Source organism: Alteromonas sp. 4NS20-0143, from assembly GCF_057542855.1.
In genome coordinates, this window is record NZ_BAAJLR010000003.1 from 573,458 (window position 1) to 589,068 (window position 15,611).

The 15,611-nt window shown below is 44.6% G+C and carries 14 protein-coding genes; 11 read left to right on the forward strand and 3 right to left on the reverse strand.

The genetic code is table 11. The features are described from left to right. Window positions 1–82 precede the first annotated feature (82 nt). The 8 genes from AC27HD_RS09685 (at window position 83) to AC27HD_RS09720 (ending at window position 7,006) form a co-directional block, all read left to right on the forward strand. Window positions 83–670, forward strand: a complete 588-nt coding sequence (locus tag AC27HD_RS09685; protein WP_032097370.1) for a DUF2726 domain-containing protein — start codon at window positions 83–85, stop codon at window positions 668–670. A 227-nt stretch (window positions 671–897) separates the two neighbouring features. Continuing rightward, entirely contained in the window at window positions 898–1,596 is a 699-nt protein-coding gene (locus tag AC27HD_RS09690) for a 5'-methylthioadenosine/adenosylhomocysteine nucleosidase (RefSeq protein WP_032097369.1), read from the forward strand. Between the two features lie 37 nt (window positions 1,597–1,633). Next, entirely contained in the window at window positions 1,634–2,575 is a 942-nt protein-coding gene (locus AC27HD_RS09695; RefSeq protein WP_487105366.1) for a cobalamin biosynthesis protein CobD/CbiB, read from the forward strand. Window positions 2,576–2,580: 5 nt separating this feature from the next. Further along, window positions 2,581–3,630: a cobalamin-binding protein gene (locus AC27HD_RS09700; protein ID WP_487105368.1), complete on the forward strand. Its 1,050-nt coding sequence runs from the start codon at window positions 2,581–2,583 to the stop codon at window positions 3,628–3,630. 221 nt (window positions 3,631–3,851) lie between these two features. Next, window positions 3,852–4,256, forward strand: a complete 405-nt coding sequence (locus AC27HD_RS09705; RefSeq protein WP_487105370.1) for a rhodanese-like domain-containing protein — start codon at window positions 3,852–3,854, stop codon at window positions 4,254–4,256. A gap of 394 nt (window positions 4,257–4,650) precedes the next feature. Next, window positions 4,651–5,034, forward strand: coding sequence for a DUF2721 domain-containing protein (locus AC27HD_RS09710; RefSeq protein ID WP_032097366.1), 384 nt, complete (start codon window positions 4,651–4,653; stop codon window positions 5,032–5,034). Then, window positions 5,034–5,645 (forward strand): GNAT family N-acetyltransferase, encoded by a 612-nt coding sequence (locus tag AC27HD_RS09715; RefSeq protein ID WP_052010329.1) that lies wholly within the window; start codon window positions 5,034–5,036, stop codon window positions 5,643–5,645. The genes AC27HD_RS09710 and AC27HD_RS09715 overlap by 1 nt, the downstream gene beginning before the upstream one ends. A gap of 20 nt (window positions 5,646–5,665) precedes the next feature. Then, the gene (locus tag AC27HD_RS09720) at window positions 5,666–7,006 is read left to right on the forward strand and encodes an NAD(P)/FAD-dependent oxidoreductase (protein WP_487105373.1); all 1,341 of its coding nucleotides are present in this window, start codon (window positions 5,666–5,668) and stop codon (window positions 7,004–7,006) included. A 218-nt stretch (window positions 7,007–7,224) separates the two neighbouring features. Here AC27HD_RS09720 and tyrS read toward each other — a convergent pair whose 3' ends face one another. Further along, window positions 7,225–8,424, reverse strand: a complete 1,200-nt coding sequence (gene tyrS / locus AC27HD_RS09725; RefSeq protein WP_487105375.1) for a tyrosine--tRNA ligase — start codon at window positions 8,422–8,424, stop codon at window positions 7,225–7,227. A 357-nt stretch (window positions 8,425–8,781) separates the two neighbouring features. Between tyrS and AC27HD_RS09730 the strand changes: the two genes are divergently transcribed. The 3 genes from AC27HD_RS09730 (at window position 8,782) to AC27HD_RS09740 (ending at window position 12,793) form a co-directional block, all read left to right on the forward strand. After that, window positions 8,782–10,134 carry an OapA family protein gene (locus AC27HD_RS09730; protein ID WP_487105568.1) on the forward strand — a complete coding sequence of 451 codons (1,353 nt, stop codon included), beginning with the start codon at window positions 8,782–8,784 and terminating at the stop codon, window positions 10,132–10,134. Between the two features lie 45 nt (window positions 10,135–10,179). Further along, window positions 10,180–11,478, forward strand: a complete 1,299-nt coding sequence (locus AC27HD_RS09735; RefSeq protein WP_487105377.1) for an anhydro-N-acetylmuramic acid kinase — start codon at window positions 10,180–10,182, stop codon at window positions 11,476–11,478. A gap of 193 nt (window positions 11,479–11,671) precedes the next feature. After that, window positions 11,672–12,793: an alkene reductase gene (locus AC27HD_RS09740; RefSeq protein WP_487105379.1), complete on the forward strand. Its 1,122-nt coding sequence runs from the start codon at window positions 11,672–11,674 to the stop codon at window positions 12,791–12,793. Between the two features lie 175 nt (window positions 12,794–12,968). Here the strand turns inward: AC27HD_RS09740 and AC27HD_RS09745 are convergent, their stop codons facing one another. Together AC27HD_RS09745 and AC27HD_RS09750 are read right to left on the reverse strand one after the other, a co-directional pair. Then, a complete protein-coding gene (locus AC27HD_RS09745; protein WP_487105381.1) occupies window positions 12,969–13,415 on the reverse strand; it encodes an SRPBCC family protein in 447 nt (148 codons plus the stop codon). 299 nt (window positions 13,416–13,714) lie between these two features. After that, the gene (locus AC27HD_RS09750) at window positions 13,715–15,517 is read right to left on the reverse strand and encodes a trans-sulfuration enzyme family protein (protein WP_487105383.1); all 1,803 of its coding nucleotides are present in this window, start codon (window positions 15,515–15,517) and stop codon (window positions 13,715–13,717) included. Window positions 15,518–15,611 lie beyond the last annotated feature (94 nt).

Here is a 15,611-nt window from a genome sequence, read left to right on the forward strand (position 1 = left end):
AATATCTTCATTACCAAAGGTCTAGCTTGATTACGCGTCACCTTTTTGACGCTAATATTGATTGATATATGTGAGGATAAAGATGGAATTGGCAATTATTTTGATGATGTTACTTATTGTCGTTGCTCTAGGCGCCATAAAATTGTCTGATGGAGGAATGGCATTTCCATTTCGACGTAAGCCACAGCTGTTTACCCAAGTGGAATACTCATTTTTAACGTTAATTGAACAAGCGGTAGGCCGTGAATTTAGAGTTATGTGCCGAGTTCGTTTGAACGACATGGTGGCCGTTCGTCAATCGACGAAAAAGAAAACGGCATCACAGGCACTCTCACGCGCATCAAGTCGTCAACTTGATTTTGTGCTTGTAGAAAAAGATACCATGAGCCCAGTGTTAGCCATCGACCTAGTACACAACCAGGGTAAAGAGGGCTACAAAACCCAAAAAGATTGGTTTGTTACTGGTGCTTTGGATGCTGCTGGAGTTCCTCATGTTCGCATTAAAGTGAAGTCGGGCTACAGTATTGAAGATATTCGAGAGTGCCTTGAAAACAAACTTGTGCCATATCGTCGTCTACAGCAAAAAATGGCGCAACAGCCTACGCTGAACCCAGAGCCTACAAAACGCCCAACGAGGCCTATTAGATCAAGCCGCCCTGCCGCTGCTTAATCATTTATACCAGTGGGCATAGATAATTCCCCCCTTCCCCCTGCCTTTGTTACAGCTCAAACTTACACAGAGTGACAGTAACAAAGGCATTTTTCTGTCAGTTTCACCACATTCCTTATACAATTAGCAATACAACAGCTTTTATAACTGCTTGCGTAACAGCTTATAATATTGCGGTTAAAGCAGTGCAACAGCACATTTTAAAACGTTAACTTGTCGGTACAATTATGAAACGAATTGGTATTTTAGGTGCAATGGATGAAGAAGTTGCGCTACTCAAAGCGTCACTCGACGACTTGAAAGAAACGAAGTGGAAACATTTAACGTTTTACGAAGGCACACTCAGCGGCATTGAAGTTATCTTAGTGAAGTGCGGCATAGGTAAAGTAGCGGCCGCGATCGCAACTACAGTGCTTATTGAGCAGTACGCTCCTGATGCGGTAGTTAACACTGGTTCAGCGGGCGGTTTTGATAAAAACCTAAATATTGGTGATGTGGTTATAGCCAGCCACGTTATTCATCACGATGCCAATCTTACCCACTTTGGCTACAAACTTGGCCAATGCGCCGGTATGCCAGAAGACTTTCGCTGTGATGAAGCTCTCATTGAAACGGCCAAAAATGCCACATCACACATTGCTGAAATACAATCTACCAGCGGCTTAATTTGCACTGGCGACGCATTTATTGGTAGCGATGAAGCCGTGGCAAAATTAAGAGAAGACTTTCCAGAAATGAAAGCGGTTGAGATGGAAGGGGCCGCAATCGGCCAGGTTTGCTACATGCTAAACACACCATTTCTTGTTATTCGCTCTTTGTCAGATATTGCCGGGAAAACCTCGTCAGTGAGTTTTAAAGAGTATTTAGAGACCGCCGCAAAGCACTCTGCACAGCTGGTAATGGCAATGGTAAAAAACTTTGCATAACTAATTAATTAAGCGAAAATGAAGACGTACCACACCAATGAATTCACTGATTAGTGGCATTGATTTTCAACCACTACTGATACTTTGGTTGGCCATCGCTATCGACGCCTCTTGGCGATGGCCGCAGCGTACTCACCCACTAACACTTATGCGCTATTTGGTCACTCAGATGGGGCGTAAAGTGTTACCGTCCTCATCGTTTGCACCCAGCCAGCACTACATTTCAGGTACACTGGCAGCCATTGTATTACTTAGCCCTCTCGTTGCCTGCCTCGCCATTTTAGTTTCAATGGCACAATACCCTGTTTTTTTTGATGCTGTCATTATGGTAGTGCTGCTTGATTACGGCTATCAGCGCCAGCAGTACAAAAAAGTGTTGGCGACTGTGGGCAGAAACAAAAAATCTCTAGCCCGTGAATTAGTGTCGAGCATCACAGCGCGTCAATGCGATACGCTAACTGATATAGGTATTGCGAAAGCGGCAATAGAGTCGCTATGGCTAAAGTTTCTTTATCTATTCTGTGGCGTTATTTTCTACTATGTCGTCTTTGGGCCCATTGGCGCATTAGTGTATCGACTGCTGCTTTTAACCTCATGGCAGTGGCACTATCGAGACCCCAAAATGGCGCTATTTGCTAAACCCATAAAAAAAGTCGTTAGCGTATTAGTGCTTCCGCCCGCTTTACTAGGCGCGCTCATCACGTTAATAAGCAGCAGACCTATTCGCGGTTTAAAAGCAGTTAAACGTTGTTCTGCTAAGGATAAAACCTCGCTGCTATTGGCAATCCTTGGCGGTATACATAATATCAAACTGGGCGGGCCTGCCATTTATGCCAATAGAAAAATACGCTACCCACGGGTAGGTGGAGAACACGAGGTTAAATTTTCAAGTATGGTTTATGTTAAAAGAACAATCACCAGCGCCATGATTGGTGTAACTGCGATAGCCACACTGTGGCTCATTATTATAGGCACGTAGATATAATGACGTCACTAAAGCACCGTATTCAACGCCCGCCTTTTTTTTCTCGGCTTTTTTCTCGGTTTTTTTCTCGCCTTGCTTCTGACCTCTTGTCTCGCTTTGCTTGTCGCCCTTCTGCTTTTTGTGGTTTGTTCCTAGCTAAAGGTTTAATAGGTAGTGCTATCTTTAATTTCTTACTTGTAGCAAACGTAACTGTTGCCGCCAGCTTATTGCCACAAGAGCAAAATAGAGGATCATCCAATAGCTTCAATACTGAATATCATCAAACAGAAAACCCTGCATTGCACGAGGGGCAACAGGCCCCTAAAAAAGATAGCTTGCGAATAGTTAGCCTGGCCCCACACCTCACCGAATGGGCGTACAGTTTGGGGTTAGGCCCTAACCTTGTGGCAGTAAGTGATTACAGCGATTATCCCGAGGCAGTGAAAGCGCTGCCTCGAGTTGCTGACTACCAAGGCGTAGATATGGCCGCCATTCTCGCTTTTAAGCCCGATTTGGTGTTGGCGTGGAAAGGGGGGAATAAGCCACAAGATATTCAAAAGTTGTCGTCTTTGGGGCTTAACGTGTTTGATAGCGCAATAACGCAAATAGACGATATCCCATCAGAACTCATTCGTTTAGGTACGCTAACGCATACTAGTTTGAAGGCGAAAACCCTGGCGGAAGCATTTAATGAGAAGATAGCGGCGTTAAAAAACGCTTATTCAAGGGAGACGCCCAAAAACGTGTTCTATTACTCATGGTCCACACCCTTGATGACAGTGGGCCCTAAAGCATGGCCAAACAAACTACTGAACGTATGCGGCGCGCAGACGGCATTTTATGACAGCCCAATCGATTACCCTCAAGTATCCGTTTCAGAAGTGCTAATGCGTCAGGTTGATGTAATTATTGCGGCAAGTAACGAAAGCCAAGCGTCATTGTCATCATTCTGGGAACCTCATTCAGACTTTTTAGATGCGAAAATAGTTACTGTGAACCCCGACATAACCAGCCGATTCTCGCTGCGCCTTGCAGATGAACTAAAACGACTTTGCAGCGGTATTAATTAGGGCGCGTTGAACTTCACTGTACAACTTTGTCCACCTTCGGGCAGCGCCTGTATGCTGTTTATACTGCGTTAAATGGTTTCGATTTAGCATGCTAGACCTTCAACCATTTACCTTGTCTAAAAAGCACACAGGCTACTGCAAAAATGCACAGTAAAGATAAACACGCCCTACACTTTTTGTAGTATATTGTTCATTGAATTATCGCAACGGGAAAGGTCATCATGCGATTTGTTGTGACAGGTTTCTTAATTGCTGTGGGCGTTGCATTGTTTTTATCTTTGCAATTTACCGCTAAAGCCACCACTTATCGAAATATTGAAGCGTCACCTTTTCTGCTAGAAAGAGTGGCCAGTAACGATTGGCTGCTAATCGATGTTCGCTCTCCTGAAGAATACGCCGACGGACACATTCCTGGTGCCATCAACATGCCCCATAAAAGCATTGAGGAGTACATAAGCGAATTGCAGGAATATAAAGATAAGCCCATCATTCTCTACTGCCGCTCAGGTAGACGAGCAAAACTCGCAATGAAAGTACTGCAAGAGCAAGACTTTACCGACGTTATGCATTTGGAAGGCGATATATTGGGCTGGAATGAAGCTGGATACGCTGTGGAAAAAATGTAACAGCTAGGCTGTTCGTGAGCGTCCTTTTCTCACTAGTTCCTCTTTCACTGATTCTCTTTTAACTGACTCTCATTTAACTGGCTCCCTTTTAACTGGCTTCCTATAAACCTAAACCCTTTAGACTAAATTTCTTTAAACTGACTTCCCTAAGCCTAAACGCCCTTATTTTCAACCAGGCCGTTATTACCTAACTGTATCTGAGCTGTGTTCAAGCTAGAACCTAGCTATTCCTAGCTATTGCCTAGCTACTGCCTAGAGATGGTTTCCAAACGTCCTAGCTACCCCCTATCTAGTTAACAGTTAAACCACAACGTGAGCCGTGCGAAGCTGTACAACTGTGTGGTACACTTTTTTGCACTACACGTTTTCACACACGCAACCTCAAGAAAACCAAATGCAAATAGATATTGCTACCCCCGCTATGCTGTTTCCTGCTATTTCGTTACTGTTACTGGCGTATACGAATAGATTTCTCACCCTTGCGACTATCATTAGGAACTTTGCGAAAGAAGAACGTAACGACAATACGGTTGCGCAAATCACAAACCTGCGACAGCGCATTTCACTGATAAAGCGTATGCAAATAGCTGGCGTAGGCAGCTTCTTTTTATGCGTAGTTTCTATGCTTGCTATTTACCTGACGTATCAAAAAGTCGGTAATTGGATATTTGCAGCAAGCTTGGTGTCATTACTTTATTCACTTTGGATGTCTGTTCGAGAAATCTTGATTTCTGTTGAAGCACTTGACGTTCATTTAGACGGTATGAAGGGTGACTGATGCACAACACTGCCCCCAAAGACGCCGCACGCGAAGGAACAACTCGCCAAGACATACACTATGTACAGCTAGCCCCGCAGTATTTTGAGGGCGTAATTGCACTGGGAAATCACGTTCATGGCGATAACTACTTAACTCCCGAGCTTATGTCTGATTATTATACGCGTAGCTTTCATAATAACGTTAATGCTAGCTGGCTAGCATTGCACAATGACGTCGTCGTGGGATTCAGGCTTACGTTTGCGCATACGCAATGGACGCCGGATAAATGGTGTTCAACAAACCTTTGGACCGTCGACAAAGACAAAGTCTGTTATTTTAAATGCAATACGGTTGTTCCTGACAAACAAGGCTTGGGAATTGGCAGCAAACTGTTGGCCAAGTCGATTGAAAGCGCATCAATACAGGGCGCCCTTGCAGGACTCGCTCATATATGGCTAGCCAGTCCGGGAAATAGTGCGTTTAAATATTTCTCGAAAAATGGCGGTGTACTTATCAAAAAACATCCTAATAAATGGCAGTACGCGTCAATCTACGAAGGTTACGATTGTCCTGTTTGCGACGAGCACTGTTACTGTGAAGGTGCCGAAATGATGCTTTCGTTTTCTTAAAATAAGTCGCAAATCCAACTATGATCTACGACCCCCTCGTTTCTACTTCAGTATCGCCATCACACCCTCAGCCCAACAGCTATTGGCATGCTCATTATCAATGCCAAACACTACCGTCCTCCTCTGCCTACCCATTCACAGAACAACAAACCGACTACCTGGTTATTGGAGGAGGTTACACCGGTCTGTCTGCGGCGATAAGCTTATCTGAGGCAGGTAAAAGCGTAACGGTAATAGATGCTCACGCATTGGGATTTGGCTGTTCGGGCCGAAACGCTGGGTTTGTCTTATCAGGTAGCGGACGCTTGTCCTTATCTGCAATACAGGATAAATGGGGGCCTGAAACCGCTACTGGAATGCGGCAAGAGTTTGAAAGCGCCGTTGCTTTGTTATTTGAGCGTATTGAGCGTTACAACATGCAGGTGGACTTAGTTAAAGGCCCTTACTACAAACTAGCACACACCCAAAAACAGGCCGCACTTTTACATGCATCGGCCACTGCAATGAATAGTCAATTTAACGGCAATGCAGAACTGCTTAGTCAAGACGACGTTGCATCTCGCTTTTCTATACGTAGCGTGCATGGTGGAGTACAAACACCCGGTGCCTGTGTAAACCCACTGAAGCTGGTAGATGAATATGCCCGTGTAGCTCTAACAAAAGGAGCGCAACTGCTATATCAAACGCCAGCACTTCATATTGAAGATAAGAAATCTTATTTTAATGTAGTTACTGAAAAAGGCCCTATTCGCGCAAAACACATACTGCTGGCGACTAATGCCTATACGCCTAAGCAATTTCATTCAAGCATTGATACAAAGCACTTCCCTGTCCAATCCAGCATTTTGGTTACCGCCCCATTGAGCAAAGAGATGCAGCAAGAGACTGGCCTTAATCATGCAGCCAGCTTTATGGATACTCGTACCATGAAATACTATTATCGCGTACTTCCTGACGGCAGGCTTTTGTTCGGAGGACGGGGCGCTGTAACGGGAAAAAATGCGGATAATGAAAAAGAAAAGCAGCGTTTATTTAACGCAATGGCCGCCTCTTTCCCGCCATTATGTCACATTGCCGTAGACTACTTTTGGAGTGGCTGGGTAAGCGTATCGATGGATAGCATGCCAAGAATTTTTACTACCGACGAGGGGCGTATTGGCTATGCCATGGGGTATTGCGGTTCTGGTGTGTCCTTTTCTGCATTTGCGGGAATGAGGTTAGCGCAGCGAATGCTGGGTAATAACAGCATAAATCTATCCCTTCCTCTTTATGATACGCCGTTGCCCGCATACCCATTACCTCAACTGCGCCGATTGGCCTTACAAGGACTTTATCAGTGGGCAAAAATATTTGAGCGGTAGCGATCAATAGCGATAGCACTATTGGTATTGGTAGTGATAGAAAAAATGAAAGCGGTATCTGAGCACATAAAAAAGCCTGCCAACGCTATTTACTTAAATAGCGTTGGCAGGCTTCTGATAATTCGCATCAGGGTTTACTCAACGATTGCACAGCGTTGCCGGTAAAACGCTTATCTTTCGCCGTAAGCGCTTATAGCTTTACCGTAAAAACCTTCGAATTAAGAAAGAGTGATACGAGCAAATTTACGTTTACCCACTTGGTAGACATTTTCGCCCTTTTCAACAAGCACAAGGCGTGTATCTTCTACTTTGTCGCCGTTAATTTTAACCGCGCCCTGCTTTATCATTCTCATTGCATCTGAGGTTGAGCCCACAAGCTTTGCTTCTTTTAGCAAGTTACCAATAGCTACGCCATCGGCAGGCAGGGAAATTTCTAGCTCAGGCATATCATCTGGAATTGCGTTTTTTTGGAAACGCTGAATAAAGTCTTGATGGGCGCCTTCGGCTGCGGCTTCGTCATGGAAGCGAGCAATTATCTCTTTCGCAAGCAGAATTTTAATGTCGCGAGGGTTTTCACCATCAGCAACACGGGTTTTAAGGCTGGCAATTTCTTCTAACGGCCTGAAACTAAGTAAGTCGTAGTAGCGCCACATTAAATCATCAGAGATTGACATCACTTTACCGAACATCTCGTTTGGTGCATCGGTAATACCAATATAGTTATTTAGCGACTTCGACATTTTTTGAACGCCATCAAGGCCTTCAAGCAGCGGTACCATCACAATAGACTGCTGGCTTAAGCCCTGCTCTTTTTGAAGCTCACGCCCCATAAGCAGGTTAAAACGTTGGTCGGTTCCGCCAAGCTCCACATCCGATTTCAGCGCAACAGAATCCCAGCCCTGAACCAGTGGGTAAAGAAACTCGTGAATTGCGATAGGCTGACCGCCGTTGTAACGCTTTTTAAAGTCGTCGCGCTCTAGCATGCGGGCCACAGTCTGGCTGGCCGCTAACTTGATCATGCCCGCCGCACCGAGGTTATCCATCCACTCAGAGTTAAAACGTATTTCCGTTTTTTCTTTGTCTAGAATTTTAAAAACCTGTTCTTGGTAGGTTTTTGCATTTTCCAAAACTTGCTCTTTGCTTAATGGCTTACGCGTGACGTTTTTACCTGTTGGGTCACCAATAAGACCGGTAAAGTCACCAATAAGAAAAACAACCTTATGACCTAGCTGCTGAAAAGTGCGAAGCTTGTTGATCAAAACAGTGTGACCAAGGTGAAGATCAGGCGCAGTTGGATCAAACCCAGCTTTGATTGTTAGGGTTTTGCCAGATTTAAGTTTCTCTATTAAATCGTCTTCAGGGAGAATCTCATCAACGCCCCGTTTAATTTCAGCGAGAGCTGTTTGCCAATCATTCATTTGTTATTCACACTCTTTGATAACACTAATTCATTTTGTGCGGCATTTTACGCATACAACGGAACCATTAAAAGGTTTACTCGTCAAAATTGAGCTATAAGCTGTTGCCGTTTTATCAAGTAGGATTTCAACGTTGAGTTTATATTCTTTTTGTCTTGCTTTTAAGAAGCTTTTGAATAAACAACTTGGCCTACTTCACGATGCTGAACACGCATAAAAAAAGCGGCTTTTGCTTCATAAACAGCACGAAAAGTTGCTTTTTTAAGCAACCTATGTGACATAGTATTTGATGAATAGTACTATGTAAGCAGTATTTCTCTAGAAAGCAGTAGAAAGAGAAAAGAAATGAGAAAAGAAATGGCGAAAAAAATAGACACTTCTAAAGCTGTCAATTTGATTAAAAAGTTACCAAAGCAGCACAGAACAAGCCTCGCAGTAGCCAGCATGTTCTTAGGTGCGCTTATCCTTTTACCATCAGAGCCGGTAGAAGCGAGTCGCCATCAAGAGGCGTTATCTCTTGATGCGGGTATACGCTACCCTGTTGCACTTCAACTTACTTCGTCTTCAGACGTTTTCATTGGTGAAGAAGAATCACCTTGGCAGACGTATAAAGTAAGAAGTGGTGACACACTAGCAAAAATTTTTAAACGCGCAGGCTTTACTGCACGTGATGTCTATAACGTTACCAATGCGGGAGAGTTAGCGAAAACCTTAGTAACGTTACTCCCTGGCGACGAACTGTCGTTTAAAGCTGACCGTGAAGGTCGCTTTGGCGAGTTAAAATACGCCTTATCGGCAACCGAGACGTTGCTTGTACACCGCAATAAACCGCAAAGCGATACAAATGGGCACAGCAGCGTTCATTCAGACGAATTAGTCGCAGAGCTTGAAAAACGTAGCGTCGATATTCGCTACAATTTTGCTCAGGGCGAAATAACGTCTAGCTTTTGGAATGCCGCTCGCGAAGCGGGTATGAGTAGCAACCAAATTATGAACCTTGCGGGGATCTTTGGTTGGGATATCGACTTTGCGTTAGAAATACGCGCTGGAGATACCTTCAACGTGGTATTTGAAGAGCAGTACATCGACGGTGAGTTTGTTGGCTATGGCGATATCGTTGCCGCTGAGTTTACCAACCAAGGCGAGCAGTTTAGTGCTATTTTGCATGAAGATGGCAGATACTATACGCCTGAAGGGCGAAGTATGCGTAAGAGCTTTTTACGTGCACCTATTAACTTTCGATATGTTAGCTCTAACTTTTCCAAAGCCCGTTTTCATCCAGTACAAAAGCGATGGAAGGCTCACAGAGGCACCGACTATGTCGCAAAAGTGGGAACGCCAGTTATGGCAGCAGGCGATGGCAAAGTCGTTAAATCAGCATACGACAAATACAACGGCCACCACGTGTTTATTAAGCACGGTGAGAAGTACACCACAAAATACCTTCACTTTAGAAAGCGTGCGGTAAAAGTTGGCGATACCGTTAAACAGGGACAAACGGTGGGTTATTTAGGCAGCACGGGCCTTGCTTCGGGTCCACACCTTCACTATGAGTTTTTGGTAGATGGCGTGCACCGAAACCCAAGAACGGTTCAATTACCCAAAGCCCTGCCCATTGCAAAAGAAGAAAAAGCGCGGTTTATGGAAATTGCGTCGGTTAGACAACAGCAACTGGATAATAACAAGCGCATTATGCTTGCTATGCGATAATAATATAATACCAGTCGGTATAAATGGTTATGTGAATATTTACTAATGGCTAAATACATTGGATTGATGTCAGGGACGAGTATGGACGGCGTGGACGCCGTCCTTTGTGATATTTCCGATGGCATTTACAAAACACTTGCCGCTTATTCACTTCCCTACCCGGATGAATTGTTTAACGCCCTTAACGCACTGTGTGTAGAGACCGCCAATGAGCTTAATACATTAGCGGTGGCCGACCGATTAGTCGCCGAAGTATTTGCCGAGGCTGTGCATGCTCTGTTAGCGCAAGAAAACCTAGCTGCTAGTGATATCACAGCTGTCGGCTCCCACGGACAAACCATAAGACATCACCCAGACTGCAACGTGCTTTCTCTCAGCTTTAGCAAAGACAATCTGCGCACGTTTACCTGCCAAATTGGCGATGCCAATACCCTTGCCGTACTCACCGGCATTGACGTGGTTGCCGACTTTAGGAAAAAAGATATTGCCCTTGGAGGTCAAGGTGCTCCCCTTGTACCGGCCTACCATAATGCGGTATTCGCACACCCCTCAAAATATCGGATACTGGTTAATATTGGCGGTATTGCCAATATTACTGTTGTTCCACCTGCTTATCAGCAACGTCCACCTTTAGGCTTTGACACTGGGCCTGGCAATACGCTTATGGACAATTGGATCCGCCTACATTTAAACGAAGCGTTCGATAGCAACGGCAGCTGGGCAGCCCAGGGACGCGTGAATCAGTCGCTGTTAAATCACATGTTAAGTGACACATACTTCTCCTCACCTTTCCCTAAAAGTACCGGCAGAGAGTATTTCAATATCGACTGGCTAAGTAATTATTTATCATCCTTTTTCTCCGAGAGAACGGGGCACATTGATGAAAGCAGTAAAGACAACGCTTTTCGCCCCGTCGATATTCAAGCCACGCTGTTGCAACTTACGGCTAAAACTATTACCAATGCAATACAGCAAGTGGTAAGCACTCAGCATACAAACCATGCTGAAAACGCTTTCGAACAAAACGATATTGAAGTAATTGTTTGTGGCGGCGGCACCTTCAATAGCGTATTAATGAGTCAGTTAGCTTCCGACTTAGCTTGCAAGACACCTGCTGAACCTTCTTCTAACTTAGCTGCTAGTTCACTCCCTAACTCTTCTAGCCAACCATCAGGCTACACCGTACTCACTTCTGACCATGTGGGTATTCACCCTCAGCATGTTGAAGGGGCCGCATTTGCTTGGCTAGCGTTTGCTTACCTTCATGATATTACAGGCAATGTGCCGCAAGTTACCGGAGCAAGCAGAGCTGCCGTTCTTGGAGCCCTTTACAAAAAGGGCTAGTGTAATGGCCTAGCGTGCTGATTTTGCATCAATACGAACATTTCACCGGTTTCCTCAGTTACAAAGCGTGCCTTTAAAGACTCAAAACATCTTTAATATATAATTTCGCACTAATATCGCCTATTGAATCAATCCAAGTTACATCCACTTATGTATTCACTACGACTAAAGTAGAAACCATAAAGGATACTTAATGACAGATTCAGCATTATTCCAACCCATAGAGTGGGCAGGAAAAACATTACAGAACAGAATGGTGCTTGCACCAATGACCCGCGGACGCGCTGGCAACGAAAGCATTCCGAATAAAATCATGGGCGATCAGTACGTACAGCGTGCCGATGCAGGCCTTATTATTTCTGAAGCCACATCAATTTCTCCAGAAGGTGTGGGCTGGGTTAATGCTCCCGGTATCTATAACGATGAAATGGTAGAAGGCTGGCGTTCAGTTATTGATCGCGTGCACCAAGCAGGTGGAAAAATTGTGTTGCAGCTATGGCATACAGGCCGCGCATCGCACAGCGACTTTCACAACGGCGAGCTACCTGTTTCAGCATCGGCTATCAAAATTGAAGGCGATGAAATTCACACGCCTAAAGGTAAAAAGCCTTACGAAGTCCCCCGCGCTATGAACGCTGATGACATTCAGCGCACGGTAGAAGATTTCAAAAAAGCGGCAATAAATGCAAAAGCCGCTGGTTTTGACGGAATCGAAGTTCACGCTGCCAATGGCTACCTGCTTAATCAATTTTTAGACAGCCGCAGCAATCAGCGTGACGACAACTATGGCGGCAGTTTAGAAAACCGCTATCGTTTCCTTGCTGAGGTAATGGACGCAGTATTAAGCGTTTGGTCTGCAGAAGATGTTGGCGTACGTTTATCACCTAACGGCGTGTTTAACGACATGGGTGCCGACGACTACAGAGAAACTTTCACATACGTTGCTGAAAAGCTCAACAAGCTTAAAATTGGCTATTTGCATGTAATGGACGGACTAGCTTTTGGTTTCCACGAACGTGGCGAGCCAATGACTCTTGCAGAGTTTAGAGCGCTGTTCGACGGCATTATTATTGGTAACTGCGGATACACGAAAGAAGAAGCAGAAAAACGCATTAGCGATGGCGACGGTGACATGGTTGCTTTTGGTAGGCCGTGGATAACCAATCCAGACCTTGTGACGCGCTTTAAGCACAACTACCCGCTAACCCCCTTTGATGACCCATCTAAATGGTATGGCGGCGACGAAGAAGGCTACACCGACTATGAAACCTATCGCGAATCAAGCGGTAAAGACGCTATGTCGTCGTTAACGTAATAGGATTCGCTTAGGCACAGCCTAAGTACGAGTTACGAATTACGAATTACGAATTACAAAGTAATAAGCGCAGAATAAGTAAGCGCTAATAAAAAACACAAAACGCCTAATCGTTTACCAACGACTAGGCGTTTTTTATTAGCGTGTAATTTGATGTAGCCCTGGGCATGCAACTTTAGCTTAGCGCCTTTTGTTTACTCGCCAACACGGCCAATTTTTCTAAGCATGACATCCATGCGTACTCATGTTGCTGGCACTCTTCTTTATTCACAAAGCCGCTTTGCTCCAATACAACATTAACGTGGCCTTCCTCAACTTCATTAAAATGAATGTTTACTGAAGTTATTACCGAGTCTTCTAAGTCATCTTCCCAAGCCCAAGAAAATACTAATTGCTCGTTAGCTAACAGGGTAACGTATTCACCGGTTAGCGACATTTCAACTCCGTTAGGCTCCATCATTTTAATGCGATATCGCCCGCCCTCTTTAAAATCGTTCATCACTTGAGTAACCGAACAATTACCCGGAGCAAACCACTGTAAGAGGTATTCAACTTCATGAAACGATGCATAAATAAAAGGTAGCGACGCGTTGAATGTGACGTCTATGGTGAACTGATGCATAAGATGGCCTTTGTCATTTGTTTTTACCCCCTAAACTTCTGACGTAAGCGTTAAGGGTTCTGCTTTTCTCATACTGATGTTATCGACCAGCATCTTTAAATGCTTAAACCTTTAGCCCAAGCATTCGCCTACCCCATTTCTACTCGCTGCACTGCCGCAATAAACTAGCGCCGCAACTTCTATCATGCTGTAACCTCTGTATTGGCGACGCTAGCCCAGCTCTGTATCTTTAGTATTACAAAATGCATATAACACAATACATTCAGCAAAAGACACACCACAAATGACACAGGGTAAGCTTACTCGCCCATAAGCGACTGCATATTCGGCTTACTGCCAAAATACTGTGCGCAGACTCTTTCGCTTACCGCTAAATACAGCGCATCAATTGCCTCATTATCCATAAATTTATGACTAAACCCTGGTGTACTGGCATCAATGAAATGACGAGAAGCCAGTATAAAATGTGCGATGAGCTGCTTTACGTTATCGGTACCCATCGCAATGCGCATAGTAGTAAGCTCGATTCCCGCTTTCGACTGCTCGTCTTTGCTTAACTCAGAATGCGAGGTTAACGCAGGGCACAGCACAATCGTGTTGTTCTGACCAATACTCACCTGATGACTAAAAGCAGGCTCTAAGGCATCGAAAAAGCGAGTAAATACGTCTCTCGCTAATCCAGCGGGCGCCATATCGATAGTAAATAGTGTGCACGGCCAGCCATGAGCGTGCTGTTTTTCCCTAAGCCCTGCATTTTCGTGCTCTGGCAGCCCATGGCAATTCACTCTAATGAGCGGATGAGAGCTTAAAAATGTCGTAAACACTTGTGTATTGATAACTTTCGTCATCATTCGCTGTTCTAACGTTTTCATGCCATTTAATACATCAAACGCTTTTTCAGAATCTAAGAAAGCGCCCTTGATGTAGTAGACGTCCCAGAACATGGTTTGCGACCAATCTACACCATCTACACTGCTTCCCTTAGGCTGAAACATGCGGTGGCCTTCCCCTATCACCACACCCGCAGTTGTTGCGCCACTGCCACACAAATCCTTGGTATAGCTGTGAACAACATAATCTGGCCGTGCGGCTTTGTTTTTATGCTGCAGTGGCTGATGCAATACTGGCGTAGCGAGGGTTGAATCAAGCATGACCAGCGCACCTTCAGCATGAGCAAGCTCACTGATGCCTGGCACATCCAGAACATAGCCATGGGGGTTACACGGAGACTCTATATAAACATGCATTGAAGCGCCATTATTTAAGCGCTCAGCGTGCTGGTGCTTGGTGTGTGCCATAAAATCTGCAAAGCTCTCTTTGTCATACCCGTCGAACCAAGCAATTTGAATATCCATCCTATTTTCTCTGGCGAAGAAATCGTGAAGAAGCTGATAAACGCCCCCATACACATTTCTAGAAACAATTAGCACGTCGCCATGACTTAATACATTCGACAACATGGCATCGATTGCTGCCATTCCAGAATTGAAATTCCAAGCAAGATATTGTGATGCATAGGGCCCAGCCTCCATGTCCACAATGGCATTCGCCAGGGAAATATTGGTTGGGTTGAGTAAGCGAGAATATATTTGGTGAGTAAACTCTTTGCCTTGAAATGCATCGTCTACCCACTCTGTGCAGGCATAAACGTAAGTTGCAGTTCTCACCACCACCGGTGTCGCTGAAAATAGCGCGGTAACGTTATCAAACATTGGGTAATGACCTTGAGAGCCATTTCCGCTAGACAAACTTTGATAAGTCGCGCGAAACGGGTTTTGTAATGTATCTAGCACCTTGGCAATTTGAAAAGACAAAAACTTCTTAGCATTAAAATAGGCCACCCTGTCTTCTTTATCCAAAGTTTGTAGTGTGTTGGTAGTAATATTCCACAGCTCCATTACACTTGATTGTGCGCCGTAAAGGTGATGAGCAGTTTGGGCTAGAGCCTTGCCGTAATCGCTAGACGCATCGATGCCAAAATGACTTAGCTGTTCGCTAACTAAATCCTCTGTGGTATTGGCCTCAGTGGTATTGCGTTTAGGTGAAAGTACTTTAGCGTGTTCAACCGAGATAGAATGATTGTGAGTATTATCCGACTGCATGATAGTTCCATTAAAATAGTGAAATTGGATTAGGGCTGTTGGCTAAGCTAAAAAGCAAACCGTTAACTAAAACTTAAAACTATATTTACAATTT

Bases quoted from the DNA above. Each gene is read 5' to 3' on its own strand.
- AC27HD_RS09685 (WP_032097370.1), top strand. From the start codon at position 83: ATGGAATTGGCAATTATTTTGATGATGTTACTTATTGTCGTTGCTCTA.
- AC27HD_RS09690 (WP_032097369.1), top strand. From the start codon at position 898: ATGAAACGAATTGGTATTTTAGGTGCAATGGATGAAGAAGTTGCGCTA.
- AC27HD_RS09695 (WP_487105366.1), top strand. From the start codon at position 1,634: ATGAATTCACTGATTAGTGGCATTGATTTTCAACCACTACTGATACTT.
- AC27HD_RS09700 (WP_487105368.1), top strand. From the start codon at position 2,581: ATGACGTCACTAAAGCACCGTATTCAACGCCCGCCTTTTTTTTCTCGG.
- AC27HD_RS09705 (WP_487105370.1), top strand. From the start codon at position 3,852: ATGCGATTTGTTGTGACAGGTTTCTTAATTGCTGTGGGCGTTGCATTG.
- AC27HD_RS09710 (WP_032097366.1), top strand. From the start codon at position 4,651: ATGCAAATAGATATTGCTACCCCCGCTATGCTGTTTCCTGCTATTTCG.
- AC27HD_RS09715 (WP_052010329.1), top strand. From the start codon at position 5,034: ATGCACAACACTGCCCCCAAAGACGCCGCACGCGAAGGAACAACTCGC.
- AC27HD_RS09720 (WP_487105373.1), top strand. From the start codon at position 5,666: ATGATCTACGACCCCCTCGTTTCTACTTCAGTATCGCCATCACACCCT.
- tyrS (WP_487105375.1), bottom strand. From the start codon at position 8,424: ATGAATGATTGGCAAACAGCTCTCGCTGAAATTAAACGGGGCGTTGAT.
- AC27HD_RS09730 (WP_487105568.1), top strand. From the start codon at position 8,782: ATGGCGAAAAAAATAGACACTTCTAAAGCTGTCAATTTGATTAAAAAG.
- AC27HD_RS09735 (WP_487105377.1), top strand. From the start codon at position 10,180: ATGGCTAAATACATTGGATTGATGTCAGGGACGAGTATGGACGGCGTG.
- AC27HD_RS09740 (WP_487105379.1), top strand. From the start codon at position 11,672: ATGACAGATTCAGCATTATTCCAACCCATAGAGTGGGCAGGAAAAACA.
- AC27HD_RS09745 (WP_487105381.1), bottom strand. From the start codon at position 13,415: ATGCATCAGTTCACCATAGACGTCACATTCAACGCGTCGCTACCTTTT.
- AC27HD_RS09750 (WP_487105383.1), bottom strand. From the start codon at position 15,517: ATGCAGTCGGATAATACTCACAATCATTCTATCTCGGTTGAACACGCT.